The organism is Nocardia sp. NPDC057353, assembly GCF_042667085.1.
In the GTDB taxonomy this organism is placed as follows: Bacteria; Actinomycetota; Actinomycetes; order Mycobacteriales; family Mycobacteriaceae; genus Nocardia.
The window spans coordinates 32012-56964 of the sequence record NZ_JBHVAK010000013.1; the positions used below are offsets into that span (position 1 = coordinate 32012).

At 73.4% G+C, this 24953-nt stretch carries 18 protein-coding genes and 1 tRNA gene; 16 read left to right on the forward strand and 3 right to left on the reverse strand.

The genetic code is table 11. The features are described 5' to 3' along the window. Positions 1–618 precede the first annotated feature (618 nt). The 6 genes from ACFUUZ_RS09270 to ACFUUZ_RS09295 all read left to right on the forward strand — a co-directional run bounded on the left by ACFUUZ_RS09270 (position 619) and on the right by ACFUUZ_RS09295 (position 8008). Complete coding sequence (locus tag ACFUUZ_RS09270; RefSeq protein ID WP_378694193.1) at positions 619–2139, forward strand: DUF4407 domain-containing protein; 1521 nt, start codon at positions 619–621, stop codon at positions 2137–2139. A 93-nt stretch (positions 2140–2232) separates the two neighbouring features. Then, entirely contained in the window at positions 2233–3810 is a 1578-nt protein-coding gene (locus ACFUUZ_RS09275; RefSeq protein WP_378694195.1) for an adenylate/guanylate cyclase domain-containing protein, read from the forward strand. A 9-nt stretch (positions 3811–3819) separates the two neighbouring features. Next, positions 3820–4680, forward strand: coding sequence for a hypothetical protein (locus tag ACFUUZ_RS09280; RefSeq protein WP_378694197.1), 861 nt, complete (start codon positions 3820–3822; stop codon positions 4678–4680). Continuing rightward, positions 4677–5735, forward strand: a complete 1059-nt coding sequence (locus ACFUUZ_RS09285; RefSeq protein WP_378694199.1) for a DUF4129 domain-containing protein — start codon at positions 4677–4679, stop codon at positions 5733–5735. Before ACFUUZ_RS09280 ends, ACFUUZ_RS09285 begins: the two co-directional genes overlap by 4 nt. Next, the gene (locus tag ACFUUZ_RS09290) at positions 5732–6715 is read left to right on the forward strand and encodes an AAA family ATPase (protein ID WP_378694200.1); all 984 of its coding nucleotides are present in this window, start codon (positions 5732–5734) and stop codon (positions 6713–6715) included. The genes ACFUUZ_RS09285 and ACFUUZ_RS09290 overlap by 4 nt, the downstream gene beginning before the upstream one ends. A gap of 3 nt (positions 6716–6718) precedes the next feature. Then, a complete protein-coding gene (locus ACFUUZ_RS09295) occupies positions 6719–8008 on the forward strand; it encodes a DUF58 domain-containing protein (RefSeq protein ID WP_378694202.1) in 1290 nt (429 codons plus the stop codon). 3 nt (positions 8009–8011) lie between these two features. On the opposite strand, the gene ACFUUZ_RS09300 is transcribed toward ACFUUZ_RS09295, so the two are convergent. Further along, positions 8012–8950, reverse strand: coding sequence for an RDD family protein (locus ACFUUZ_RS09300; RefSeq protein WP_378694204.1), 939 nt, complete (start codon positions 8948–8950; stop codon positions 8012–8014). A gap of 44 nt (positions 8951–8994) precedes the next feature. On the opposite strand from ACFUUZ_RS09300, the gene ACFUUZ_RS09305 reads away from it, so the two are divergent. After that, positions 8995–9963 carry a stage II sporulation protein M gene (locus ACFUUZ_RS09305; RefSeq protein ID WP_378694206.1) on the forward strand — a complete coding sequence of 323 codons (969 nt, stop codon included), beginning with the start codon at positions 8995–8997 and terminating at the stop codon, positions 9961–9963. A 903-nt stretch (positions 9964–10866) separates the two neighbouring features. Here ACFUUZ_RS09305 and ACFUUZ_RS09310 read toward each other — a convergent pair. Next, entirely contained in the window at positions 10867–13029 is a 2163-nt protein-coding gene (locus ACFUUZ_RS09310; RefSeq protein WP_378694208.1) for an MMPL family transporter, read from the reverse strand. 89 nt (positions 13030–13118) lie between these two features. On the opposite strand from ACFUUZ_RS09310, the gene ACFUUZ_RS09315 reads away from it, so the two are divergent. Both ACFUUZ_RS09315 and ACFUUZ_RS09320 read left to right on the forward strand, forming a co-directional pair. Further along, positions 13119–13721 carry a TetR/AcrR family transcriptional regulator gene (locus ACFUUZ_RS09315; RefSeq protein ID WP_378694210.1) on the forward strand — a complete coding sequence of 201 codons (603 nt, stop codon included), beginning with the start codon at positions 13119–13121 and terminating at the stop codon, positions 13719–13721. Positions 13722–13787: 66 nt separating this feature from the next. Continuing rightward, positions 13788–14432, forward strand: coding sequence for a class I SAM-dependent methyltransferase (locus ACFUUZ_RS09320; protein WP_378694212.1), 645 nt, complete (start codon positions 13788–13790; stop codon positions 14430–14432). A 52-nt stretch (positions 14433–14484) separates the two neighbouring features. Here ACFUUZ_RS09320 and ACFUUZ_RS09325 read toward each other — a convergent pair. Continuing rightward, a tRNA-Leu gene (locus ACFUUZ_RS09325) sits at positions 14485–14567 on the reverse strand. A 225-nt stretch (positions 14568–14792) separates the two neighbouring features. On the opposite strand from ACFUUZ_RS09325, the gene ACFUUZ_RS09330 reads away from it, so the two are divergent. From ACFUUZ_RS09330 to pknB, 7 genes are all read left to right on the forward strand, one after another. Then, the gene (locus tag ACFUUZ_RS09330; RefSeq protein ID WP_378694214.1) at positions 14793–16385 is read left to right on the forward strand and encodes an FhaA domain-containing protein; all 1593 of its coding nucleotides are present in this window, start codon (positions 14793–14795) and stop codon (positions 16383–16385) included. Positions 16386–16593: 208 nt separating this feature from the next. Beyond that, positions 16594–17061, forward strand: coding sequence for an FHA domain-containing protein (locus ACFUUZ_RS09335; protein ID WP_067649353.1), 468 nt, complete (start codon positions 16594–16596; stop codon positions 17059–17061). Then, positions 17058–18545, forward strand: coding sequence for a PP2C family protein-serine/threonine phosphatase (locus ACFUUZ_RS09340; RefSeq protein ID WP_378694216.1), 1488 nt, complete (start codon positions 17058–17060; stop codon positions 18543–18545). Before ACFUUZ_RS09335 ends, ACFUUZ_RS09340 begins: the two co-directional genes overlap by 4 nt. After that, the gene (locus tag ACFUUZ_RS09345) at positions 18545–20023 is read left to right on the forward strand and encodes an FtsW/RodA/SpoVE family cell cycle protein (protein ID WP_378694218.1); all 1479 of its coding nucleotides are present in this window, start codon (positions 18545–18547) and stop codon (positions 20021–20023) included. The genes ACFUUZ_RS09340 and ACFUUZ_RS09345 overlap by 1 nt, the downstream gene beginning before the upstream one ends. Then, a complete protein-coding gene (locus ACFUUZ_RS09350) occupies positions 20020–21486 on the forward strand; it encodes a peptidoglycan D,D-transpeptidase FtsI family protein (RefSeq protein WP_378694220.1) in 1467 nt (488 codons plus the stop codon). The genes ACFUUZ_RS09345 and ACFUUZ_RS09350 overlap by 4 nt, the downstream gene beginning before the upstream one ends. Positions 21487–21540: 54 nt before the next feature. Beyond that, a complete protein-coding gene (locus ACFUUZ_RS09355) occupies positions 21541–23046 on the forward strand; it encodes a protein kinase (RefSeq protein WP_378694315.1) in 1506 nt (501 codons plus the stop codon). Beyond that, entirely contained in the window at positions 23043–24950 is a 1908-nt protein-coding gene (pknB, locus tag ACFUUZ_RS09360) for a Stk1 family PASTA domain-containing Ser/Thr kinase (protein WP_378694222.1), read from the forward strand. Before ACFUUZ_RS09355 ends, pknB begins: the two co-directional genes overlap by 4 nt. Positions 24951–24953 lie beyond the last annotated feature (3 nt).

Genomic DNA, 24953 nt, shown 5'->3' on the forward strand with positions numbered 1-24953 from the left:
CGACTCGGGGCTGCGGCGCGCGGGGCGACAGGCCGGACGGTGTGTCCGGCGTAAGAGCAAACGATAAGTCAGGTCCGAAGCCCAACCAACTCACATTCGATGGAAATGAGGTCTAGCTGGGCTTCTTCATGCGGTCCTCCACTTTGTGCGCGTCGTCCAGTGTAAAGCAGGGCTCGCGGGTCGATCGATCCCCTGGCACTGGGTGCCAGGGGTGCAGTGCGCCCGGGTTTCGACGTCGAAACCCGGGCGCGAAACGAGAGAAGCGGTGCCCACCTGCGTCGATAGAGATTTCCCCCGCGGAGGGGAGAACAAACCAGCCGCACCCCGGCTACCTCGGGTAACCGCTGGCTGAGACGGATATGACAGGGATGTGACAAGCAGATGACGCGAGACGACCGTCCGGCATCTTTGTTCGGGCGCGGGGCCCAGCACACTCTTGGCTAATCCGTCGAGTGGGGTTCACCACAGAACCGGGGGTCCGGCACCCTGTCCCGCTGCGAGGCAACGGGTTCCGTGTGAACCTGGCCACATCGCCGCGCACTCCCTCGAAGCGCCGCCCGGATGCTGTCACTCTGTGAACGCCCCGGTCCGACCCCGATACCGAGGATGTGGAGTCACATGACCGTGACCGGACTGTTCACCTGGCTCGGCGGAGCCCAGGCGGACGCGCCCGCGCTCCCGCACGAGCGCTCCGGCTACGTCACGACCGGTGCCGCCGTGCTCGGCTTCGCCCTGGTCGCGGGGGGTGTGACCGCGGCGGCCGCGGTGCGGGCCCTGCCGCTCCCCGGAGTGCTCGCGGCAGCCGCGGCGGCCGTCGTCTTCGCCGGGCTGATCGGGCGCGCCTGCGCCACCGCCAAGCCGGGCCGGATGCCGGACCCGCTCGGCACCGCCGGGCGTGCGCTGCTCGCCGTGCTCGCAGGCGTCGTCGTCGCCGAACTCGCCGCGACCGTGCTCTTCGCGGGCGCCGTCGACCGCACCCTCGACGACCGGGCGCACGCCGCGGCGGCGTCGGGGCCCGCGGTGACCGCGGCCCGCGCCGAGCTGGAGTCGGCCCGCGCCGAGCGCACCGCGCTGGACGCCGCCGTCGCCGACGCTCGCGCGGGGATCGACACCGCGCTCGTCACCGCGCGCTGCGAGTTCAACCCCGGCCCCGGCTGCCCGGAAACCAGGATCACCGGCGTGCCCGGCGACGGCCCCGAGGCCAGGACCGCCAACGAGCTGCTCGCCGACGCCCGCGCCCGGCTCGCCGCGGCCGAGCAGCGGGCGCCCGCGCTGGACCAGCGGGTGCGCGACGCCGAGCGGGAGCTGGGCGGCGCCGCCGCGGCCGCGGGGACCGATCGCGGGCTCGGCGCCCGCTGGTCGGCCATGAACGAGCACGCCGCGCTGCTCCCCCGGCTGCTCTGCCTGCTGCTCTTCGTGGCGCTGGCGCTGCTCCCGCTGCTGCTGCGGCGCTGGCGCGGCGACACCACGTTCGACCGCAGGATCGCCGCCGACCTGGTGCGCGACCGGGCCGAGCGGGAGGCCGACGCCGCCATCGCGGTGCGGCGGGCGCACACCCGCACCGAGACCGCGGAGGTGCGGGCCGAGCAGGAGCTCACCGCCGTCAAGCTGGTCGCGGACGCGGACACCGCGATCGACCGGGAGCGGCAGCGGACTCGGGTGATCGCGGCCATCGGCGGGTTGGAGATCGGGATCACCGAGCCGCCGCAGCGGCAGGCGGAGCCGGGTGCACCGGCGCTGCCCGCGGCCGCGACGGTCGAGCCGGTGCTGGTCAGCGAGGTACCCGCGCCGGTCGACCCGGACGCCGTTCGGCTGCCTGTCCTCGGCGCGGTGCCGTTCTCCGGGACCGCCGTCCGCTTGTTCCGGCCGTTCGTGCCCGGTGTCGTCGCCGATGCCATCGGCACCGCCGCCCAGCCGCTGCGGGTCGTGGTGCGGGCGCTGGAGGAGCGCGAGGAGATCACCTTGACCGTGCGGCGCACCCGCACCGTCCAGATCGGCGCCGTCCTCGACGCCGCGCCGGAGCACCCGGTGGTCGCCACCGTGGTCTCCCCCTACGAACCGGGCACCGTCGCGGTGGCCGAGCACACGCCGGATGCCTGCGCCGAGGCGAAGCGCCCCGCCCTTCCCCCGGCCCGGTGAACCGGACCGACCCCTCCCGCCGCCCGCGCGACAACGCCGCGCACGGCGCGCACCCCGCTCTCTAGGCTGCGTGCATGACCATCGGTGACCGATATGCCCGAGACTGAGGCCGCGGTGCGGCAGCCCCCCGCCGAGCCGACGGTGGTCGGCGCGCCGTGGGGCTCGCCGCTGCTCGGCACCGTCGAGGAGCCCGCCGGGCTGCGCAGGCTCCGGATCCAGGGGCTGCTCACCGTCTCGATCGTGCTGGCCAACGTGGTCGGCATCGTCGTCTCGGTCGCGCTGATCGGCTTCGTGCTGCCCGGGCCGTCGGTATTCACCGGGGAGCTGCTCGCCGCGCTCATCGCCGCGCCCGCCTACGCCCTCGCCGCCATCCTGATCGGGGTCTGGTGGGGCACCACCGGCGGGCTGCGCGCGCTGCGCTGGGCCATCGACCAGGACCACGTCCCGACCGAGGCCGAGCAGATCGCCGCCGGGCGGGTGCCGCGCACGCTGGTGCTCTACCAGGCGGCGCTCTGGCTCGGCGGGGTCGTGCTGCTCACCGTGCTTGCCGGGCTGGCCGAGCCGCGGTTCATCCCCAAGGTCGCGCTCGGCATCGCGTTCAGCGCGATCGTGGTCTGCGCCAACAGCTACCTGCTCATCGAGTTCGCGTTGCGCCCGGTGACCGCGCGGGTGCTGGACGCGGCGCCGACCCGGCGGCGGCGCGGGATCGGCGTCTTCGGCCGCACCCTGCTGGTCTGGATGCTCGGCTCCGGCGTCCCGGTCGCGGGCACCATGGTGGTCGCGATCCTGGCCCTGGCCAGGGACGATGTCAGCGCGGCGCGGCTCGCGGTCTGCGTGCTCTCGTTCGGCGGCGCCACCCTGGTCTTCGGCCTGGTACTGCTGGCGCAGACGCTCTCCGCCACCGTCGCGCCGATCAACGGCGTGCGCCGCGCGCTGCGGCTGGTCGAGGACGGCAGCCTGGACGCCGCGGTCGTCGTCTACGACGGCACCGAGCTCGGCGAGCTGCAGAGCGGCTTCAACCGCATGGTCGCCGGGCTGCGTGAGCGCGAGCAGATCAGGGACCTGTTCGGCAGGCACGTCGGGCGCGACGTGGCCGCGGCGGCGCTGGAGCGCGACCCCGTGCTCGGCGGCATGGAGACCGACGCCGCCACGCTCTTCATCGATATCGTCGGCTCCACCGCCATGGCCGCGAGCAGGCCCGCGCCGGAGATCGTGGCCATCCTGAACCGCTTCTTCGACGTGGTCGTCGCCGAGGTGGAGCAGCACGGCGGGCTGCTCAACAAGTTCGAGGGCGATGCCGCGCTCGCCGTCTTCGGCACCCCGGCGCCGCTCGCCGACGCGGCGGGGTCGGCGCTGGCCTGCGCCCGCGCGATCCGCGAAAGGCTGGTCGGCGCCACCGATTTCACCGCGGCCATCGGGGTGGCGGCCGGGCGGGTGGTCGCGGGCAATGTGGGGGCGCGGCAGCGCTACGAGTTCACCGTGATCGGCGACGCGGTGAACCAGGCGGCCCGGCTCTGCGAACTCGCCAAGCGCGAGCCGCTGCTGGTCCTCAGCTCGGAGAGCACGGTGCGCGCCGCCGCCCCTGCCGAGGCCGCGCGCTGGGAACTCGGCGAATCGGTGACGCTGCGCGGGCGTCCTGAGCCGACGCGGCTGGCCCGTCCCTGCGGTTAGACTCGCCGCGTGTCACCTGCCGCTGCCCCGGCCGGTGCCGTCGGGGTGGGAGGTGATCCGGTACCAGGCTCCCCTGGCACGACGGTCCCGGTGCGCCCGCTCAGCTTCCGCGAACAGCTGGACGAGCCGTTCGCGCTGATCCAGGCGAACGTCGTCGCGCTCGCGGTGCTCGTCGCCGCCGGGTTCACGGCGGCGCTGACGCTGGCCTTCGGGGTGACGGCGCTCTTCGCCGAGCTGGACGGCTCGGACGCGAGCGTCGCGTGGGGCGCCGTGCTCGGCACCGCGCTCGCGATCCTGCTGCTGCGCTTCCTGATCCGGGGCTGCACCGTCGCGCTCGGGCTGGCGACGCTGCGCGGCGCGAAGCTGGGCCCCGGTGCCGCGCTGGCCGCGCTGCGCCCTGCGCTCGGCGGGCTGCTGCGCTACCAGCTCTGGTTCACCCCGGTCGGTCTGCTGGTCGGCGGGGTCACCGCGCCGCTCACCGGTGGGGCGACCGTGCTGTGGCTCGCCTACCTGCGCGCGCGGTACTACCTGGTGATCCCGGTCCTGCTCGACGAGCGGCGGCCGTACCGGGCGGCCGTCGCCCGCTCCCGGCTGCTGGCCGACCGGGCGAGCTGGTCGCTGGCCTGGCTCTGGATCTTCCGGATGCTGCTGCTCGCCGTGCTCGCCGTGCCGCTGCTCGCCATCCCGCTCTACCTCTCCGATTTCACCGGCACCCGGCGCTGGGCGGTGATTCTGCTGATCACCGGCGGGGTGCTGCTGATCGCCGCGATCGGCGAGCTGATCGACGCCGCGGGCCGGGTGGTCTGCTACGTCGACCGCCGCTGCCGCCGCGAGGGGTTGGACATCGTGGTCGCGGGCGGCGCCCGATGAGCCCCGACCTGAGCAAGCGCAACGGTCCCGCCGACATACCCGCCGCGCCGCGGCTCGGGGCTGCGGCCGAGCATCGGGCCGCGGCCGAGCAAGCGGCGGCCCGCCGCGATTACGACACCGCGCTGCGCGAGCGGTTCCGCGCGGTGCTGCGCGGGCTGGAGCAGAACGGCACGCTCGAGGTCCGCCGCTCGCGCACCGCCCAGGAGACGGCGAACGACGCCTCGACCACGCTCCCCCTGGAGTCGGCCACCCCGCTGCACCCGGCGGCGGGCTCGTTCGACGAGGTCGTCTACGGCGGCAGGCACGCCACCGAGGACGAGTACCGCCGGCTGGAGTACGCCGACCGCTACTCCGCGGGGGCACCGCCACCGGCCCCCGAACCCGAGGAGCGCCCGGAGATCGAGGGCCGCGGCCGCAAGACCCGCCGCGCCCGCCCCGAGCTCCCCCAGCTGTTGCGCAACCCCCGATTCTGGGGCACGCTCGCCGCCGCCATCGCCGTCGGCTTCCTGCTCTACGCCCTGCTCCAGGGCTGCAGCGCCCCGACCGCCCCGCCGCCGCCGGAGCCACCGCCCGAGCTGCCCCCGCCGCCCACCGACTACCCGGAGGACATCGACTTCCCCGGCTTCGGCCCCGGCTCGGACTCGATCTTCAGCAGGCTCCCGGCCCCGCTCGCCTTCGGCGGGCTGCAGCTGCTCATCGCCGCGGCGGTGCTGGTCTGGTGGCGGGCGCGGCGGCGCGGCGCGCTGGTCCGCGAGCCGCGGCCGGTCGAGGTGCGGGCGAACGAGCTGTTGGCCGGCCAGGCCGCGCTGTACCGCCGCTCCGACGACCACGAGCACATCGCGGCCACCCTGCGCCGCGCCACCCTGCGCCGGGTCCGGCCGCGGCTCGGCCTGCACCCGCAGGACGGGCCGGAGCGGGTGGTCGCGGTGCTCGCCACCCGGCTGCGCGCGGAGCCCGCGCTGCTGCACGGCGCGCTGTACGGCCCGGTGCCGGACGCGGCCACCCTCGACCACGTCGCCACCCACCTTGATCTGATCGAAGCGGAGGTCGGATGACCAGCACGAACACCACGCACGCACCCACCGCGGCGGACGCGCACGCCGCGTTCACCGCGCTGCGCGGCGAGATCGGGAAGGCGGTGGTCGGCAATGACGACGCCGTCATGTACCTGGTGCTCGCCCTGCTCTGCCGCGGGCACGTGCTGCTGGAGGGCGTGCCGGGCGTCGCGAAGACGCTGCTGGTCCGGGCGCTGGCCACCGCGCTCGACCTGACGCACACCCGGGTGCAGTTCACCCCGGACCTGATGCCGGGCGATGTCACCGGGTCGCAGATCTACGACCCGCACTCGGCCGAGTTCACCTTCCGGCAGGGCCCGGTCTTCACCAACCTGCTGCTCGCCGACGAGATCAACCGCACCCCGCCGAAGACCCAGTCCTCGCTGCTGGAGTCGATGGAGGAGCGGCAGGTCTCGGTGGACGGCACGCCGCGGCCGCTGCCCGACCCGTTCGTCGTGGTCGCCACGCAGAACCCGATCGAGCAGGAGGGCACCTACCCGCTGCCGGAGGCGCAGCTGGACCGCTTCCTGTTCAAGGTCGACATCCACCTGCCCGGCCGGGACGACGAGTTCCGGATCCTGCACCGGCACGCGAGCGGCTTCGACCCGCGCGACCTGAGCGCCGCCGGGCTGCGCCCGGTGGCCGGTGTCGCGCACGTCGCCGCGGGCCGCGCCGCCATCGCGCAGGTGACGCTCGCCCCCGAGGTGCTCGCCTACATCGTCGACCTGTGCCGGGCCACCCGCACCGCGCCCGCCGTGCAGCACGGCGCCTCCACCCGCGGGGCCACCGCGCTGATGGCGGCGGCGCGCGCCTTCGCCTGGCTGAACGGCCGCGGCTTCGTCACCCCGGACGACGTCAAGGTGGTCGCGGTCGCGGTGCTGCGGCACCGGCTGCAGCTCAAGCCGGAGGCGGAGCTGGACGGGGCGAGCACCGAGGCGGTGATGGCGGCGCTGCTGCACGCCGTCCCGGTCCCGGTCTAGGCAATGGTCGTCACCGGCAGGGCGGCGGCCGCGGCGGCGGTGCTCGGGCTGCTCGTCGCGCTGGTGCTGCCCTCGTGGCTCGGCGTCGTCACCGGCACCGCCGCGCTGGCCTTCGCGGTGCTGGTCGACGTACTCGCGCTGCCCCGGCGGGACGAGCTGACGCTGCACCGGGCGCCGATCACCACGGTCCGGCTGGGTCGGGAGGCGAGCGTCGAACTGGCGGTCACCAATACCGGCGGCCGCCCGGCCCGCGGCACGCTCTGGGACGACTGGCCGGACAGCGCGCGCGCCGCCGACCGCGAACACCGGCTCGACCTCCCGGCGGGCACCACCACCCGGCTGCGCACCACGCTCACCCCCAGTTACCGCGGCGACCGCGAGGCCGGGCCGGTGACGGTGCGGCTGCGCGGGCCGATCGGGTTGGCGGGCAGGCAGTTCCGGTACGCGGCGCCCGCAAGGGTGCGGGCGCTGCCCGCCTTCCGCGCGGAGAAGCTGCTGCGCTCGGCGGTCAAGCGGCTGCAGCACCTGGAGGGCCGCACCGTGGCGAACCGGCGCGGCCAGGGCACCGAGTTCGACTCGTTCCGCGAGTACGTGGCCGGGGACGACGTGCGCGCCATCGACTGGCGGGCCACCGCCCGCGCCACCGACGTGCTGGTCCGCACCTGGCGGCCGGAGCGCAACCGGCACGTGGTGCTGCTCATGGACACCGGGCGGCAGGCTGCGGGGCGGGTCGGCGACGGGACCAGGCTGGATGCCGCCATCGAGGCGGCGCTGCTGCTCGGCGGGTTGGCCGCGGCGGCGGGCGACACCGTCGACCTGCTCGCCTTCGACCGCGAGGTGCGCGCCGAGGTGCGCGGGGTGACCGGGAACAAGCTGCAGCAGCGGCTGCTGCACGCCACCGCGGGGATCACCGCCGCGCTGGTCGACACCGACTGCGCCGCGCTGGTGCGCGCCGCCGTCCGGCGCAGTCGGCGGCGCAGCCTGATGGTGCTCTTCACCGCGCTGGACGGCGCCGCCGTCCGGGAGAACCTGCTGCCGGTGCTCCCGGTGCTCGCCCGCAGGCACCGGGTGCTGCTGGTCTCGGTGACCGATCCGGAGATCGCCGCCGCGGTCGCCGCGCGCGGGCGCGACCCGTATACCGCGGCCGCCGCGGAGCAGGTGCTCGCCGAGCGCGCCGTGGTCACCGAGGCGCTGCGGCGCGGTGGGTACGCCGTGGTCGCGGCGGGCCCTGAGCGCCTTCCCGAGGCGCTCGCCGACGAGTACCTGGAGCTCAAGCAGTCCGGGACGCTGTAGGGCTCAGCCCACCGGCGGCGGCAGGAAGCCGTTCCCGCTCGCCGGGCCGCCGGGAGCTCTGCCCGGCTGCAGGCCGATAGCACCGCCCGGTGGGGTTGCCCACGGCGAAGGCGCGCCCAGGGCAGGCACGAGCGGCTCGGGTCGCGCCGGCCCGAAACCGTTGCCCGCGCCCGGGACCAGGACCGGGCCGCGCAATCCGGGCAGCGCCCGACGCTGGCGCTCGGCGACGACGGCGCCGAGGATCTGCACCGGCGGGAACGCGCCGGGCGCGGGGACGTGGAGCGCCGCGCAGACCGCGCGGACCAGCGCGACGCCGAGCTCGTGCGCGGCGGCGGGGGTGAGGTCGGAGACCCGGGTCAGGTAGCGGCGCACCGCGAGCGCGAGGTCGTCGGGGAGCGCGGTCGGGTCGGTGCGCGCGATCCACCCGGCCAGCCACGGCGGCGGCACCGCCAGCGCGGGCAGCGGCAGCGCGCGCTGCGCGTGCACGACGACGGTGCCCGCGAGCACGTCCCCGACCCGCCGCGCGTTCGGCGAGCAGAGCGAGGTGAGCACCGCCACCGCCCCGAACACCCCGAGCAGCCAGAAGTCGACGATCGCGCCCGCCAACCCGCGGGTCAGCGTGTGCCGCAGGTCGACCGGGCCCCCGTCGGCCCGCACCACGCGCAGCCCGAGCACGAACTTGCCCGGCGTGCGCCCGGTGGTCAGCGTCTCCCAGAGCACCGGGTACCCCATGAGCACCGCGACGATCAACACGACGACCAGTGCGTCGAACCAGGCGGAGTCGATGTCGTACCGGGTGCCGAGCAGCGCGAGCCCGCCCGCCGCGAGCAGCGCGAGCACGACCTGGAGCACCACGTCGACGAGGAACGCGGTGGCGCGGGTGGGGATGCGGGCGATCGGCAGTTCGAGCGCGACCGCTTCGCCCGTGGTGAAGGCAGCCATGTCGCCTAGCATTCTTGCTACCGGCGGGAGTGGGAGGCAACCGAATGGACGTCGACGCGTACGGCTACACCCATCGCCGGTCCTGGGCCCGGCTCGACGAACTGGCCACCAAGCGCCGCCTGACCGGCCAGGAGGTCGACGAGCTGCTTGCCCGCTACCGCCTCACCTCGCAGCAGCTGGCCCGGCTGCAGCAGCACAGCCCGGACCCCGAGCTGGTGGCCGGGCTGAGCGCGGTGCTGACCAGAGCCAGGGTGCGGGTGCTGCGCACCCGCTCGGACAACTGGGCGCAGGTCGGCCGCTTCTTCACGCACCGCTTCCCGGCCGCGGTCTACCGCGCGTGGCCGTGGTGGACCGCGGTGACGCTGCTCTTCCTCGCCATCGGCGCCGGGGTCGCGGGCTGGGTGGCCGAATCGGACGCCGCGCGCCGGGCCTTCGGCCTGCCCGCCGACACCACGCAGCTCACCGAGGCGGGCGGCGCCTTCGAGTCCTACTACTCGGAGCACCCGAACGATGCCTTCGCCGCCCAGGTGTGGACCAACAACGCCCTAGTCGCCGCGATCGCGCTCTTCACCGGCGCGCTCATCCTGCCCGCGGTCTACGTGCTGGTGATGAACGCGGTGAACGTCGGGGTGAGCGCCGGGCTGATGGCCGACGCGGGCAGGCTGGACGCCTTCTTCGGCTTCATCCTGCCGCACGGCATGCTCGAGCTGACCGCGGTCTTCGTGGCGGGCGGCGCCGGGCTCAAGCTGGGCTGGACGATCATCGACCCGGGCAGGCTGAGCCGGATCGAGGCCGCGGCCAGGCAGGGCAGAGCCACCGCGACCATCGCGCTAGGGCTGGTGCTCGTGCTGCTGGTCTCCGGCCTGCTGGAGGGGTTCGTGACGCCGAGCGGCTGGCCGGCCCCGCTCCGGATCGGGGTGGGGCTGGCCGCCGAGATCGCCTTCCTGGCCTACGTCTTCGGGCCGGGCCGCCGGGCGGCGGAGGCGGCCGACCGGAAGGCGCTCGGGCAGTGAAGAACTCGTTCCAGAAATAGCACCCGGCATCCCTCGCGACACCACCGGGCGAACCGAATCCCGCAATCCAGCCAACTCCGAGCAGCCGAGCCGCCGAACGGGGTGTGAGGCAAGGGGTTCCGGGAGGGCTAGCACGGGGCCGCGAACCGGTCTGCACCGAGGCTGCTGTCGGGGTGAATTCCCCACTCCCCCATTGAGTTCCGCTGGCCGCAGCGAGTCGCCGCTCAACTGCGGCCAGCGTTACCGACAACTCTACACAGTCGTTATCTCGACGCAACCCTCCCTTGCGAGGTCAGCGGGGGTGCGGCAGCCGCACGGCAACCCCGCCGGAGGGACCGTTTCTTCGCAATGGCGGCTAAGCCGGAGCGGGTCCGAAACCGCACTTTTCCACTCGCCCGGCCGAGCCGCGGCGCGCTCCCGCCCCGACTTCCGGGGGCAGTGCGCAACCGTTTGCGGGACCGGATGGCAGGAATCGGAATGTTTCCATGACACCCACCTTCACCTGGGATTTTCCGGAAGTTCACGGAGGTAGCCACCGGTTGATCCGGCAGAAAAAAACCTCAGGTTGGTTCCAGCTGCAATTCTCTCTATGCCGCGTCCGCGGTGTCGCATGCAGATGTACTTGCATTTGTACGACCACGATTTTCACCGGCTGTGAAACACCCCCGCAGACCCGTGTGGCGGGCCCCCTCGGGCACCGCCACCGCAACCGGAATCCCCAGTGTGATCTTCGCCTCACTCGGACCGCGACCTGCGGAAACGGTGGAAACGGTTTGCCCTGTCACCGATTGAGGGCCACCGGGGTGGACACCCTAAGAAACTCGGCTCTCCCTGGACATCCTCACGACGGGAGCCGCCCGCATAACAGACCGGAAGTCTGTTATGCGGGCGAGAACCCGACGTTCAGGCCTCCGCGAGGCCGAAGCGGCGGTGCACCCGCCGCAGCGGCCGCGGCGCGTACCAGGCGGCCCGGCCGAGCAGCCGCATGGAGACCGGCACCAGCACCCCGCGCACCAGGGTGGCGTCGATCAGGATGGCGAGCCCGGCGCCGAGCCCGAAGAACTGGATGAAGCGCACGTCGCTCACGGTGAAGGCGAGGAAGCTGATCGAGATCAGCGCCGCGGCCGTCGTCACCAGCCGCCCGGTCCGCGCCAGCCCCTGCACGACGGCCTCCGCGTCGTCCAGGCCCGCGTCGCGCAGCTCCTTGACCCGGCTGATCACGAAGACCTCGTAGTCCATGGAGAGCCCGAAGGTGATGCAGAAGAGCAGCAGCAGCATCGAGACGTCCAGCGGCGCCGGCGTGAAGCCGAACAGCCCGGCGAGGTGTCCCTGCTGGAACACCCAGACCATCAGCCCCAGCGTCGCGGCCAGGCTCAGCGCATTGGAGAGCAACGCGCGCAGCGGCTGCACCACGCTGCCGGTGAAGAGGAAGAGCAGCACGAAGGTGGAGAGCACGATCCAGCCGACGGCGTACGGCAGCCGCGCGCCGATCGAGGCGAGGCTGTCCCGCAGCTCCGCCACCTGGCCGCCGACCAGCGCGGTGCTCCCGGCCGGGCCCGGCACCGCGCGCACCGCGTCGACCAGCTCGCGGGCCTGCGCCGTTTCCCGGTCGAGCGCGGTGAAGACGGTCAGCCGCTGCGCGTCGGGCCGGGCGAAGCGGGCGTCGGCGGGCGAGGTGGCGCGCAGCGCGCCATCCGCGAAGGTGCCTGCGGCGGAGTCCACCGCGGTGACGCCCGGCACCGCGGAGAGCGCCCCGGCATACCCGGCCAGCGCCTCCGGCGAGACCGCGCCGGTGGTCACCACGGTCAGCGAGTTGAGGTCGCCGCCGCCGAAGTCCGCGCGCATGGCGTCGCCGACCTGCCGCACCTCGGTGCTCGCCGGGAGCACCCGGTCGTCCGGAGTGCCGAACCGCACGTCGAGCAGCGGCGCCGCGGCGAGCAGCAGCAGCGCGAGCACCGGCACCCCGGCCAGCAGCGGGCGGCGCAGCGCGAAGCCCGCCAGCCGCTCCCAGAACGGCGCCGCCTCGCCGCGGATGCCGCGCACGCCGGGCACCTTCCAGGCATCCACCCGGGGGCCGAGCACCGCGAGCAGCGCGGGCAGCACCACGACGCCCGCCACCGCGGCGATCGCCACCACGCCGATGCCGCCGTAGGCGAAGGAGCGCAGGAAGTACTGCGGGAAGATCACCAGCGCCGCCAGCGCGGCCACCACCGTCGCGGCGCTGAAGGTGATGGTGCGGCCCGCGGTGGCGACGGCGCCGACCACCGCCGCGTCCGGCTCCGCGCCCGCCGCCCGCTGCTCCCGGAAGCGGGCCACCATGAGCAGGCCGTAGTCGACGGCGAGGCCGAGCCCGAGGCCGGTGGTGAGGTTGACGGCGTAGATCGAGACGTCGGTGACCGAGCCGAGGATCGAGAGCTCGGCGAAGGTGCCGAGGATGGCGATCCCGCCGACCACCAGGGTCAGCAGCGCGGCCACCACGTTCCCGTAGGCGAGGACCAGCAGGATCAGGATGAGCGGCACCGCGATCGCCTCGGCCAGCGCCAGGTCCGAGCCGATCTGCGCCGACACCGCGTGGAAGACGGCCGAGCCGCCGCCGACCAGCACCCGCACCGGCGGCCCGTCGGCCTGGTAGGCGGCCACGATGTCGGCGGCCGCGCGGTCCTGCTCGGCCGGGTCGGTGGCGGCGTTCCCGGCCAGCACCAGCGCCGCGCTGCCGTCGCCCGCGCGCAGGGCGGGCGAGCCGGTGTCCCAGTAGGAGACCACGTTCACCAGCCGGTCGTCGGCGGCGAGCCGCGCCGCCAGTGCCCGGCCCGCGGCCGCCGCCTCCGGCGCGTCGATTCCGCCGTCCGCGGTGACCAGGAAGACGTAGTCGCTGTCGGCGCCGAACTCCGCGGCGAGCCTGCTCGCGGCCAGGCTCGACTCCGCGGCGGGGTCGGTCTGGCCGCCGGACTGCATCTTGCCGAATGCGGTGGCGCCGAGCAGCCCACCGCCGAGCAGCGCGAGCACGCCCGCGACCAGTACCAGCCGCGCGTGGCGGACGACGAATCCGCCGAGTCTCTCGAACATTCCCGGTCCCCGCTCTCCAATGTGTACAGCCATAAACTTTATGGGCGTTAACTTGCCACATGATGTGTACGGGCGTCAACATCGATCGGGTGACGAAGAAGAAGCCCGCGGGCGTCTACCACCACGGAGACCTGCGCAATGCGCTGGTCCAGGCGGCGGGCGCGCTGGCGGTGCGCGGCGGGCCGGGCGCGGTGACGGTGCGGGCCGCGGCGCGCGAGGCCGGGGTGACGCCGACCGCGGCGTACCGGCACTTCGCCAACCACGAGGCGCTGCTGCGGGCGGCCCAGCAGCAGGCGCAGCGCACGCTCTTCACCGCCATGTCCGCCGACGTCGACCCCGGCGCGCCGCCGATCCAACGGCTGCGCGCCGCGGGCCGCGGCTACATCACCTTCGCGCTGCGCGAGCCCGGGCTCTTCCGCACCGCCTTCTGCGCCCCGGCGAACACCGGCGCCCTCGCGGGCGACGAACCCGCCTTCGCGCTGCTGTCCACGCTCCTGGACGAACTGGTCGAGACCGGGTACACCGCGCCGGAGGACCGCCCCGACGCCGAGGTCGCCGCCTGGGCCGCGGTGCACGGCGTCGCCGCGCTGCTGCTGGACGGGGTCTTCTCCTGGCTGGAGCGGGACGCCGCGATCGACGCCGTCGTCGGGGTGGTCGCGCGCGGCCTCGCCACCGGCCCCGCCGCGGGCTGAACCCGGGCGAGTTCGCGCCGCGCAGAGCGGGATTCACCACGCCGCCGGGCTCGCTAGCATGGCGGTATGGCAGGTCTGCGCACTCGCGCCCTCGGCACCTTGGCCGGACAGCTCGGCAACCCGCACGGCGTCATCGGCGCGGTGGTGGCCGGGATGCTGAACCGGGGCAACCGCCCCGCGGTGGCGGCCACCGTCGCCGCGGCGGGGCTCACCCCCGGCGCGACCGTCGCCGATATCGGCTTCGGCGGCGGGGCGGGGCTGGCCATGCTGCTGGACAAGGTCGGCTCCAGCGGCATCGTGCACGGCATCGAGATCTCGCCGGACATGATCGCGCGGGCGCGCAAGCGGTTCGCGCCGCAGGTGCGCTCCGGCACCCTGCAGGTGGCCGAGGGCTCGCTCACCGCGCTGCCGCTGCGGGACGGCGTGCTGGACGCGGCGATCACCGTCAACACGGTCTACTTCGTCGACGAGCTGCCCGCCGCCTTCGCCGAACTCGCCAGGACGGTCCGCCCCGGCGGCGTCGCGGTGGTCGGCATCGGCGACCCGGAAGCGATGGCGAAGCTGCCCTTCACCGCGCACGGCTTCCGGCTGCGCGGCGTCGACGAGGTGGCGGCCGCGCTGGAGCTGAGCGGCTTCCTGGTGCAGCGCAGCACCCCGGAGGGCACCTCGATCCCGTTCCACGTGCTCGCGGGCAGGCGCGCGGTGGGGTGAGCTGCGCGGAAACGCAAAAGGCCCGGTCCGATGGACCGGGCCTTTCACTCTGTGGGCGAAGGGGGACTTGAACCCCCACGTCCTTACGGACACTGGCACCTGAAGCCAGCGCGTCTGCCATTCCGCCACTCGCCCGAGCGACTCGAAGACCGTATCACGCACCGTCCGCGAAACCGAAATCACCTGTTGACAGGCTGTGACCAGTCCTTGACCGTCCTGGGAACCTCCTGGGCTTTCCGGGAGTTACAGGGGTGGAGGATCGTGGATATCATGCAGTGAACGTGCTCGTACGGCGACACGCCACCCAGTTGTGTCGTTGTTACGGATCGGCAGGAGTGCACACACCGGAGGGAGGCTGAGATGGGCATCGTCGACCGATTCGAACGTCGTCTACAGGGCGCCGTCGGTGATGCGGCCGCCCGCGTCTTCGGTGGCAGCGTCGTCCCCCAGGAGGTGGAGGCGGCGCTGCAGCGCGAGGCCTCCGACGGGGTCCATGACGTCGGCGGCGGGCACCTGCTCGCGCCGAACAGCTATGTGATCACCGTCGCCGCCTCCGATCACGAGCAACTCGTCGCAGATCCCGAGCTCACCAGCAAGGCGTTCGCCAAGCACCTGCACGACTACATCCGCGATCAGGGGTGGCAGACGTACGGCGAAGTACACGTGGCATTCGAGGCATCCCCTACGCTGCACACCGGACAGTTCAGGGCGAGCGGCCGGGTGGATCCCGACGTCGGCCGCGGAGCTCCGGCTCCTGGCCGATCGGGGGCGTCCGCTCCGCCGCCCGGAGCTGCGCAACAACGACCCGCAACCCCGCAACCAGGAGCTGGCCCCATGACGCAGAACTCTGGCTATGACCCGAGCCGTGAGCCCGCGGAGTCCGATCCACGCAACCGCGGGTACGCGCCGCCGCCCGCGGGCAGGCCGCAGAACGGCGCCTACGGCGACGACTACGGCCGCGGCGCCGCGCCGGAGGGCTACAGCGACTACCAGGCCGGTGGCGACTACCAGAACGGCTACGGCCAGCAGGGCTACGGCGAGCAGGGCGGGTACGGCGCGGGCCGGGCCTACGGCGAGCAGCCGGGTGGCTACGGCCAGCAGGGCGGGTACGGCGCAGGCGGCGCGCCGCAGGCCTACTCCGAACCCGGCTACGAGCAGCCGCAGCAGGGCGGCGGGTACGGCGGACAGCCTCCCGGGTACGGGGCGGAGCGCGGCTACGGCCAGCAGGGCGGCGGCTACGGCGCCGAGCAGCCGGGGTACGGCGGCGCCCAGCCCGGGTACGGCGAGCCGGGGTACGGCGCGGAGCAGCCGGGGTACGGCCAGCCCGGGTACGGCGCGGGCGGCCAGGCCGGGTACGGCGAGCAGGGCTACGGCCAGGCAGGCGCGGGCTACGGCGACCGCGGCGGCTACGCGGGCGGCGGCGCGGCCCCCGCGGGCTACGGCCAGGCGCCGGGCGCGGCGCCCGGCTACGGCCAGGAGCAGGACTACCGCGACCCCGGCTACGGCGAGCAGCCCGGCTACGGCCAGGGCGGCGGCTACGGCGCCGAGGAGCGCGGCGGCTACGCGGGCCAGCAGGCCGGCTACGGCGACCGCGGCGGCTACGCGGCGGGCGGCGCCGCGGCGCCCGCGGCCCAGCCGGGCTACGCCGCCCCCGCGGCGGGCTCCGGCTTCCAGGCCACCCTGCAGCTGGACGACGGCAGCGGCCGCACCTACCAGCTGCGTGAGGGAAGCAACATCATCGGCCGCGGCCAGGACGCGCACTTCCGCCTCCCGGACACCGGCGTCTCGCGCAGGCACATCGAGGTTCGCTGGGACGGCCAGACCGCGATGCTCTCCGATCTCGGCTCCACCAACGGGACGCTGGTCAACGGCTCTCCGGTGCAGGACTGGCAACTCGCGGACGGCGATGTGATCCGGGCCGGACACTCCGAGATCCTGATCCGAATCGTCTGATCCCGTAAGCTCGCCAACCAGATCACCGGTACGACGGCAGCCGTAGGCGCCGTCGTACCGTGTTCGAACCCGGCCTCGGGCCCTATGATGCTGCCAATCCACGCGCGGCTCGTCGGACGACTCCGAGCCGGGTGAGGTCAGCAAGCCGGTGGGGGCTCTCGAGCCGCCACCGTCGTCCGCGCACACGGTGAACAGGAGGTGGAACGCCGTGCAGGGACTGATTCTGCAAGTGACCCGCGCGGGTTTCCTGCTCCTGCTGTGGCTGTTCGTGTGGGCTATCCTGCGGACCTTGCGCAGCGACATCTACGCGGCATCCGGCATCCGGATACAGCCCAGGGCCACACGCGGGTCGACGGTGCTGCCTTCCTTCAGCCGAGGCCAGAAGGGCGCCAAATTCCTTGTGGTGACTCATGGTTCACTGGCGGGCACCCGCATCACGCTCAGCACCCAGCCGGTGCTGATCGGGCGTGCGGACGACTCGACGCTGGTACTCACCGACGACTACGCCTCCACCCGGCATGCCCGGATCTCACCGCGCGGTGACGACTGGTACGTCGAGGATCTCGGCTCCACCAACGGCACGTATCTCGACCGTGCGAAAGTCACCACCCCCGTTCGTGTTCCGCTCGGCACCCCGGTGCGAGTCGGCAAAACAGTGATCGAGCTCCGATCGTGACACTTGTTCTCCGCTATGCAGCGCGCAGCGACCGCGGTCTCGTCCGGGCCAACAACGAGGACTCCGTCTACGCGGGCGCCCGCCTGCTCGCCCTGGCGGACGGCATGGGCGGCCACGCGGCGGGCGAGGTCGCCTCGCAGCTGATGATCGCCGCGCTGGCCCACCTCGACGACGACGAACCCGGCGACGACCTGCTCGGCAAGCTGGACCACGCCACCCGCGAGGGCAATGCCGCGATCGCCGACCAGGTCGAGGAGGAGCCCGAGCTCGACGGCATGGGCACCACGCTGACCGCGATCCTCTTCGCAGGCAAGAAGCTCGGCATGGTGCACATCGGCGACTCGCGGGCGTACATGCTCCGCGGCGGCGAGCTGGCCCAGATCACCAGGGACGACACCTTCGTGCAGTCGCTGGTGGACGAGGGCAGGATCACCCCGGAGCAGGCGCACACGCACCCGCAGCGCTCGCTGATCATGCGCGCGCTCACCGGCAACGAGATCGACCCCACGCTCGTCATGCGCGAGGCCAAGGCGGGCGACCGGTACCTGCTCTGCTCGGACGGCCTCTCCGACGTGGTCAGCGACGAGACCATCGCGAACACCATGCGCGAGGGCAGCACCGACGAGTGCGCCGACCGGCTCATCGAGCTCGCGCTGCGCAGCGGCGGCCCGGACAACGTCACCGTGGTCGTCGCCGACGTCATCGACCTGGACTACGGCCAGAGCCACCCGATCGTCGGCGGCGCCGCCTCCGGCGTCGACGACGACACCCCGCCGCCGAACACCGCGGCGGGCCGGGCGGCCGCCATCCGGCCGCCGCGGCAGAGCACCCCGCGCCGGGCCGCGAACCCGGAGCCGGAGCCGCCCGCCAAGTCCAAGAAGCTGCGCTGGATCGCGCTGGCCGTCGCGCTGGTGATCGCGGTCGGGATCGGGCTGGTCGTCGGGTACAAGATGATCCGCAGCAACTACTACGTCGGGGCCGACAACGGCTCGGTGGTGATCCTGCGCGGGCTGCCCGGCACCGTGCTCGGCTGGTCCATCCACGATGTCGACCTGGTCGGCTGCGTGAGCAAGACCGGGGAGCTGACGCTCACCGTCCCCGGCTCCGAACAGCCTGCGGGCTGCCTGCCGCTCCAGGTCGAGGACCTGGAGCAGACCGGCCGCGACCAGGTCGAGCGCGGGCTGCCGCCGGGTTCGCTGGAGAAGGCGCGGGACCAGATGGAGGTGCTGGCGCAGCGCGAGCTGCTGCCCGCCTGCGTCAAGGCGACGCCGACCCCGCAGCCGAGCGCCCCCGCGCCGCAGCCCGCCGCCTCGCCGGAGCCGGGCGCGCCCGCGCCTGCGCCGGAGCCCGCGCCCGCCCCGCAGCCGGGTGAGCCGCAGCCGGGCCAGGAGAACCGGGAGGGGCAGCCGACGACGGCGAAGCCGGAGCCCGCGCAGCCGTCCACCCCCCAGATCGCGGGGGAGAACTGCCGGGTGACGGACTGATGTCCGCTCCGGCACCGTCGCAGGCCGGGGGGTACCCCAGCCCGCCCGGCGGCTTCGCGCCCGCGCCTCCGCCCGCCACCAGGCGGAACGCGGAGCTGCTGCTGCTCGCCTTCGCGGCGGTCATCACCACCGCCTCGCTCTTCCTGGTCGAGGCCAGCCAGGAGCAGTCGATCACCTGGGACATCGCCAAGTACGGCGCGGCCTACCTGGCGCTGTTCGGGATCGCGCACCTCGCGGTGCGGCGCTTCGCCCCGTTCGCCGACCCGCTGCTGCTGCCGATCGTCGCGCTGCTGAACGGGCTCGGGCTGGTGCTCATCCACCGGCTCGACCTGGCCGCCGCGCAGAGCGCGGCGTACAACGGCTCTGCGGCGCCGTCGCCGGACGCCAACTCGCAGGTGCTGTGGACCGCGCTCGGCATGGTCGTCTTCATCGGCGTGCTCGTTGTGCTGCGCGATTACCGCACGCTGGCCAGGTACGCCTACACCCTCGGCCTGGTCGGGCTGGTGGCGCTGGCCATCCCCGCGCTGCTGCCGAGCCGGTTCTCCGAGGCCAACGGCGCCAAGATCTGGATCCGGCTGCCCGGCTTCAGCGTGCAGCCCGGCGAGTTCGCCAAGATCCTGCTGATCATCTTCTTCGCCTCGGTGCTGGTCGCCAGGCGCGACCTCTTCACCGTGGCGGGCAAGCGCTTCCTCGGCATGGAGTTCCCGCGCGCCCGCGACCTCGGGCCGATCCTGGTGGTCTGGATCGTCTGCATCGGCGTGCTGGTCTTCGAGAAGGACCTCGGCACCTCGCTGCTCATCTTCAGCACCGTGCTGGTGATGCTCTACATCGCCACCGAGCGGGTGGGGTGGCTGCTCATCGGCTTCTCGCTGCTCGGCGTCGGCTTCGTCTTCGCCTACCAGCTCTTCGGCCACGTCCGGGTGCGGGTGGAGACCTGGCTGCACCCGTTCGAGGACTACAACAACACCGGCTACCAGATCTCGCAGTCGCTCTTCGGGCTCGCCACCGGCGGGCTGGCGGGCACCGGGCTCGGCAGCGGCAGGCCATCGCAGGTGCCGTTCGCCAAGACCGACTTCATCGTCACCACCATCGGCGAGGAGCTCGGGCTGATCGGGCTGACCGCCGTGCTGATCCTGTTCCTGGTGCTGGTGGTGCGCGGGCTGCGCACCGCGCTCGCGGTGAGGGACAGCTTCGGCAAGCTGCTCGCCGCCGGGCTCGCCTTCACCATCGCGGTGCAGGTCTTCGTGGTGGTCGGCGGCGTCACCAAGCTCATCCCGCTGACCGGGTTGACCACGCCGTTCGTCTCGTACGGCGGCTCGTCGCTGCTGGCCAACTACGCGCTGCTGGCGCTGCTGATCCGGATCTCGGACGCCGCGCGGGCCCCGGCGCCGGTGCCGCGCAGGGAGCCCGCCGCGCCGCTCGCGGAGGCGCAGACCGAGATGATCGGGCGCCGACGGGAAGCGAGGCCCCAGCGATGAACACCCCCCTGCGCCGCGTCGCCGTCGCGGTGATGGTCATGATCGTGGCGCTGCTGATGAACGCGACCTACGTGCAGGTCATCAAGGCCGACGACTACCGCACCGACCCGAGAAACTCGCGCGTCCTGCTGGACGAGTACTCCCGCCAGCGCGGCCAGATCGCCGCGGGCGGCACCGTGCTGGCCAGCTCGGTGGCGACCGACGACCGGTACAAGTACCTGCGCACCTACCCCACCGAGCCCGCCGCCTACGCCCCGGTCACCGGCTTCTACTCGATGAACTACGGCAGCACCGGGCTGGAGCGCGCGGAGGACTCGCTGCTCAACGGCTCGGACAGCCAGCTCTTCGGGCGCAGGCTGATCGACATGATCGCGGGCCGCGACCCGCGCGGCGCGAATGTCGTCACCACGCTGAACCCGGCCATGCAGCAGGTCGCCTACGACCAGCTGACCAGCAAGGGGTACACCGGCTCGGTGGTCGCGATCGAGCCGTCCTCCGGCAAGATCCTGACCATGGTCTCCACCCCGAGCTACGACCCGAACCGGCTCTCCGGGCACGACGGCGCCGCGGTCTCCGAGGCCTACGACGAGCTCAGCGCCGACCCGGAGCAGCCCATGCTGAACCGGGCCGTGTCGCAGACCTACCCGCCCGGCTCCACCTTCAAGGTGATCACCACCGCCGCGGCGCTCTCGGCAGGCGTCGCCAGGCCGGAGGACCAGCTCACCGCGGCGCCCACCATCACGCTGCCGGGCACGAGCACCACGCTGGAGAACTACAACGGCAACACCTGCGGCGGGGGCGGCACCGCCTCGCTGTACGACGCCTTCCGGCTCTCCTGCAACACCGCTTTCGTGGAGCTGAGCCAGCGGGTCGGCGCCGCCGGGCTCAAGGACGAGGCCGCGGCCTTCGGCATCGGCCCGCACCGCGGCATCCCGATCCCGGTGGCGGAGAGCACCGTCGGCAGCATCCCGGACGCGGCCGCGCTCGGCCAGTCCAGCATCGGCCAGCGCGACGTCGCGCTGACCCCGCTGGACAATGCCGTCGTCGCCGCCACCGTCGCCAACGGCGGCGTCCGGATGGAGCCGTACCTGGTCGACCAGACCCAGGGCTCCGACCTCAGCGAGCTCTCCCGCACCGAGCCGGTCTCGGTGGGACAGGCGGTCAGCGCCCAGGTAGCGTCTCAGCTGACCAACCTGATGATCGCCTCGGAGAACAACACCGTCGGCAGCGGCCGCAGCGGCTACCAGATCGCCTCCAAGACCGGCACCGCCGAGCACGGCAGCGACCCGCGGAACACCCCGCCGCACGCGTGGTACATCGCCTTCGCCCCCGCGCAGAACCCGAAGATCGCCATCGCGGTGATCGTCGAGAACGGCGGGGACCGCGCGCTCGCCGCGACCGGCGGCTCGGTGGCCGCCCCGGTGGCGCGCGCGGTGCTGGACGCCGGGCTGCGAGGGGGCTGAACATATGGACGTGCGAGTGAATGTACGGGGGCCCCAGTGCTGAACAACGGCGCCATGATCGCCGACCGCTACCGCCTGCACCGGCTCATCGCCACCGGTGGCATGGGGCAGGTGTGGGAAGCCCTCGACACCCGGCTGGACCGCCGGGTCGCCGTCAAGGTGCTCAAGTCGGAGTTCTCCACCGACCCGACCTTCCGGCAGCGCTTCCGCACCGAGGCGAAGACCACCGCCCAGCTGAACCACTCCGGCATCGCGGGAATCTACGACTACGGCGAGACGCTCGACCCCTCCGGCGGCGAGATGGCCTACCTGGTCATGGAGCTGGTGCAGGGCGAGCCGCTGAACGCGGTGCTGAACCGGCTCGGCAGGCTCTCCGTCGTGCAGGGTCTCGACCTGCTGGAGCAGACCGGCCGCGCGCTGGAGGCGGCGCACGTCGCGGGCGTGGTGCACCGGGACGTGAAGCCGGGGAACATCCTGGTCACGCCGACCGGGCAGGTGAAGATCACCGACTTCGGCATCGCCAAGGCGGTGGACGCCTCGCCGGTGACGAAGACCGGCATGGTCATGGGCACCGCCCAGTACATCGCGCCCGAGCAGGCGGTCGGCGAGGACGCCACCGCCTCCTCCGACGTCTACTCGCTCGGCGTCGTCGGGTACGAGGCGCTGGCTGGGACCCGGCCGTTCACCGGTGACGGCGCCATCACCGTCGCGATGAAGCACGTCCGCGAGGCGCCGCCGCCGATGCCCGCCGATCTGCCCGCCAATGTGCGCGAGCTGATCGAGATCGTGATGACCAAGGACCCGAACCAGCGCTACGGCAGCGGCGGCGAGTTCGCCGACGCCGTCGCCGCGGTCAAGGCCGGGCGCCGCCCGCCGCCGCCGCGCGGCGCGGCCACCGGCTCCATGACCGGCGCGACCAGGGTGCTGCCGCCGGGGCCGACCGCCATGATCCCGTCCGGTCAGCAGACCTACGAGGGCGCCACCGTGCGCTACTCGGCGCCCGCCGCGAACTCGGTCGCGCACGCGGGCCCGCCGACGCACGGCCACGCCCCGGCCACCGCGCACGCGCAGCGGATCCCGCCCGCGGGCGGCGCCCCGGACCGCAGGGACGAGAACAAGTCCACCAGGAACTGGCTGATCGCGCTCGGCATCGGCGCGGTGCTGCTCGGCGGCGCCGTGATCTACCTGCTCTTCGGCGGCGACACCAACCCGGAGAACACCACGCCGACCTCGACCACCACCCAGGCCCCTGTGGTGCCGCCGCCGCCCGCGCCGATCACCACCACCAGGCAGGCGCCCCCGCCGCCGCCGGAGCCGACCTACGAGCCGCCGCCGACCACGACGGAGGCCCCGACCACCACCCAGGCGCCGACCACGACGTCGGCGCCGCCGAGCAGCGCGCCGAGCACCACCAAGCCGCCGACCACCTCGGCCTCGGGCAGCACCACGACCCGCTCCCGGTTCCCGACGCTCGACCTGCCGTTCCCCGACGCCCCAGGAGCCCAGGGGGCGGACTCCACCTCCCGCGTGCCCTTCACCCCGTGGCAAGGACAACCATGACGACCCCGAAGAATCTCGGCTCCCGGTACGAGCTGGGCGAGATCATCGGGTTCGGCGGCATGTCCGAGGTGCACAAGGCCCGCGACGTGCGGCTCAGCCGGGACGTGGCGATCAAGGTGCTGCGCGCCGACCTGGCCCGCGACCCCACCTTCTACCTGCGCTTCAAGCGCGAGGCGCAGAACGCGGCCGCGCTCAACCACCCGGCCATCGTCGCGGTCTACGACACCGGCGAGGCCGAGATCGACGGCGGCCCGCTGCCGTACATCGTGATGGAGTACGTGGACGGCGACACCCTGCGCGACATCGTGCGCGGCAAGGGCCCGCTGCCGCCGCGGCGCGCGATGGAGGTCATCGCCGACGTCTGCGCGGCCCTGGACTTCAGCCACAACGCGGGCATCGTGCACCGCGACATGAAGCCCGCCAACATCATGATCAACCGCTCCGGCGCGGTGAAGGTCATGGACTTCGGCATCGCGCGCGCCATCGCGGACAGCGCCAACCCGATGACGCAGACCGCCGCGGTGATCGGCACCGCCCAGTACCTCTCCCCCGAGCAGGCCCGCGGCGAGACCGTGGACGCCCGCTCGGACGTCTACTCGGTCGGCTGCGTCCTCTTCGAGATCCTCACCGCCGAGCCGCCGTTCACCGGCGACTCGCCGATCGCCGTCGCGTACCAGCACGTCAGGGAGGATCCCCGGCTGCCGTCGACGGTGCACTCCGGCGTCCCGCGCGAGCTGGACTCCGTCGTGCTCAAGGCGATGAGCAAGAACCCGGCGAACCGGTACCAGAGCGCCGCCGAGATGCGCGCCGACCTGATCCGGGTGCTCGGCGGGCAGAAGCCGAGCGCGCCCATGGTGCTCACCGACGAGGACCGCACCACCATCATCGACTCCGAGGAGCCCGCCCCGCGCAGCTACCGCACGGTCGAGCGGCACGAGGACCGGGACGACGAGGAGCCGCCGGAGCAGCACGAGCGCCGCCGCACCGCGTACCTGGCGCTCGGCGTCGCGGCCGCGGTGCTGGTGGCGTTCGGGCTGTTCTGGGTCTTCCTCGGGCCGGGGAGCAAACCGGACCAGCGGGCCGTGCCCGACCTCTCCGGCAAGCCCGCCGCGCAGGCGCAGACCTCGCTGCAGCAGCTGGGGTTCAGCGTCGCCATCCAGGAGAAGCCGGACGCCAGGGTCGCGGCGGGCAATGTGATCGCCACCCAGCCGCTCGGCGGGTCGCGGGCGGACGAAGGAAGCACCATCACCGTGCAGGTCTCCACCGGCCCGCAGCAGGTGCAGGTGCCCCGGCTGGACGGCCTCACCCAGCAGCAGGCCGAGCAGGAGCTGAACTCGAAGGGGTTGCGGCTCGCCCCGGACGTGCGCAGGGAGCCCTCCGGCGACGCCGAGCGCGACAAGGTGATCGCGCAGGAGCCGTCCGCGGGCTCCAGGATCGATGTCGACGGCGCCATCCTGGTCACCATCGGCTCCGGCCCGGAGCAGGTGCGGGTGCCGAACGTGGTGGGTCAGGACATCAACGACGCGCAGCCGAACCTGGTGGACAGCGCCGGGTTCGAGATCGTGGTGCAGGAGGTCCAGTCCAGCAGGCCGAAGGGCGAGGTGGTCGCGACCACGCCGTCCGGCGGCACCAGCGCGGAGAAGGGCTCGACCGTCACCGTGCAGGTCTCCAGCGGCGAGCAGGTCAGGATGCCGTCGCTGGTCGGGCTGACGGTGGCGCAGGCGGTGGACCGGCTGCGCGCCGAGGGCTGGGCAGGCGGGGCCGGGCAGATCGACCAGACCACCCAGGGCACCTTCGACACCCTCGCCGTCGGCAAGGTGGTCGGGCAGGCGCCGAGCGCGGGCTCGTCGGTCGCCAAGAACGGCACCGTCTCGCTCACCGTCGGGGTGCTCGGCCCGCCCTGATCG

Excerpts from the sequence above, each read along its gene's own strand:
- ACFUUZ_RS09270 (WP_378694193.1), top strand. The coding sequence starts at position 619 with ATGACCGTGACCGGACTGTTCACCTGGCTCGGCGGAGCCCAGGCGGAC.
- ACFUUZ_RS09275 (WP_378694195.1), top strand. The coding sequence starts at position 2,233 with ATGCCCGAGACTGAGGCCGCGGTGCGGCAGCCCCCCGCCGAGCCGACG.
- ACFUUZ_RS09285 (WP_378694199.1), top strand. The coding sequence starts at position 4,677 with ATGAGCCCCGACCTGAGCAAGCGCAACGGTCCCGCCGACATACCCGCC.
- ACFUUZ_RS09290 (WP_378694200.1), top strand. The coding sequence starts at position 5,732 with ATGACCAGCACGAACACCACGCACGCACCCACCGCGGCGGACGCGCAC.
- ACFUUZ_RS09295 (WP_378694202.1), top strand. The coding sequence starts at position 6,719 with ATGGTCGTCACCGGCAGGGCGGCGGCCGCGGCGGCGGTGCTCGGGCTG.
- ACFUUZ_RS09300 (WP_378694204.1), bottom strand. The coding sequence starts at position 8,950 with ATGGCTGCCTTCACCACGGGCGAAGCGGTCGCGCTCGAACTGCCGATC.
- ACFUUZ_RS09305 (WP_378694206.1), top strand. The coding sequence starts at position 8,995 with ATGGACGTCGACGCGTACGGCTACACCCATCGCCGGTCCTGGGCCCGG.
- ACFUUZ_RS09310 (WP_378694208.1), bottom strand. The coding sequence starts at position 13,029 with ATGTTCGAGAGACTCGGCGGATTCGTCGTCCGCCACGCGCGGCTGGTA.
- ACFUUZ_RS09320 (WP_378694212.1), top strand. The coding sequence starts at position 13,788 with ATGGCAGGTCTGCGCACTCGCGCCCTCGGCACCTTGGCCGGACAGCTC.
- ACFUUZ_RS09330 (WP_378694214.1), top strand. The coding sequence starts at position 14,793 with ATGGGCATCGTCGACCGATTCGAACGTCGTCTACAGGGCGCCGTCGGT.
- ACFUUZ_RS09345 (WP_378694218.1), top strand. The coding sequence starts at position 18,545 with ATGTCCGCTCCGGCACCGTCGCAGGCCGGGGGGTACCCCAGCCCGCCC.
- ACFUUZ_RS09350 (WP_378694220.1), top strand. The coding sequence starts at position 20,020 with ATGAACACCCCCCTGCGCCGCGTCGCCGTCGCGGTGATGGTCATGATC.
- ACFUUZ_RS09355 (WP_378694315.1), top strand. The coding sequence starts at position 21,541 with ATGATCGCCGACCGCTACCGCCTGCACCGGCTCATCGCCACCGGTGGC.
- pknB (WP_378694222.1), top strand. The coding sequence starts at position 23,043 with ATGACGACCCCGAAGAATCTCGGCTCCCGGTACGAGCTGGGCGAGATC.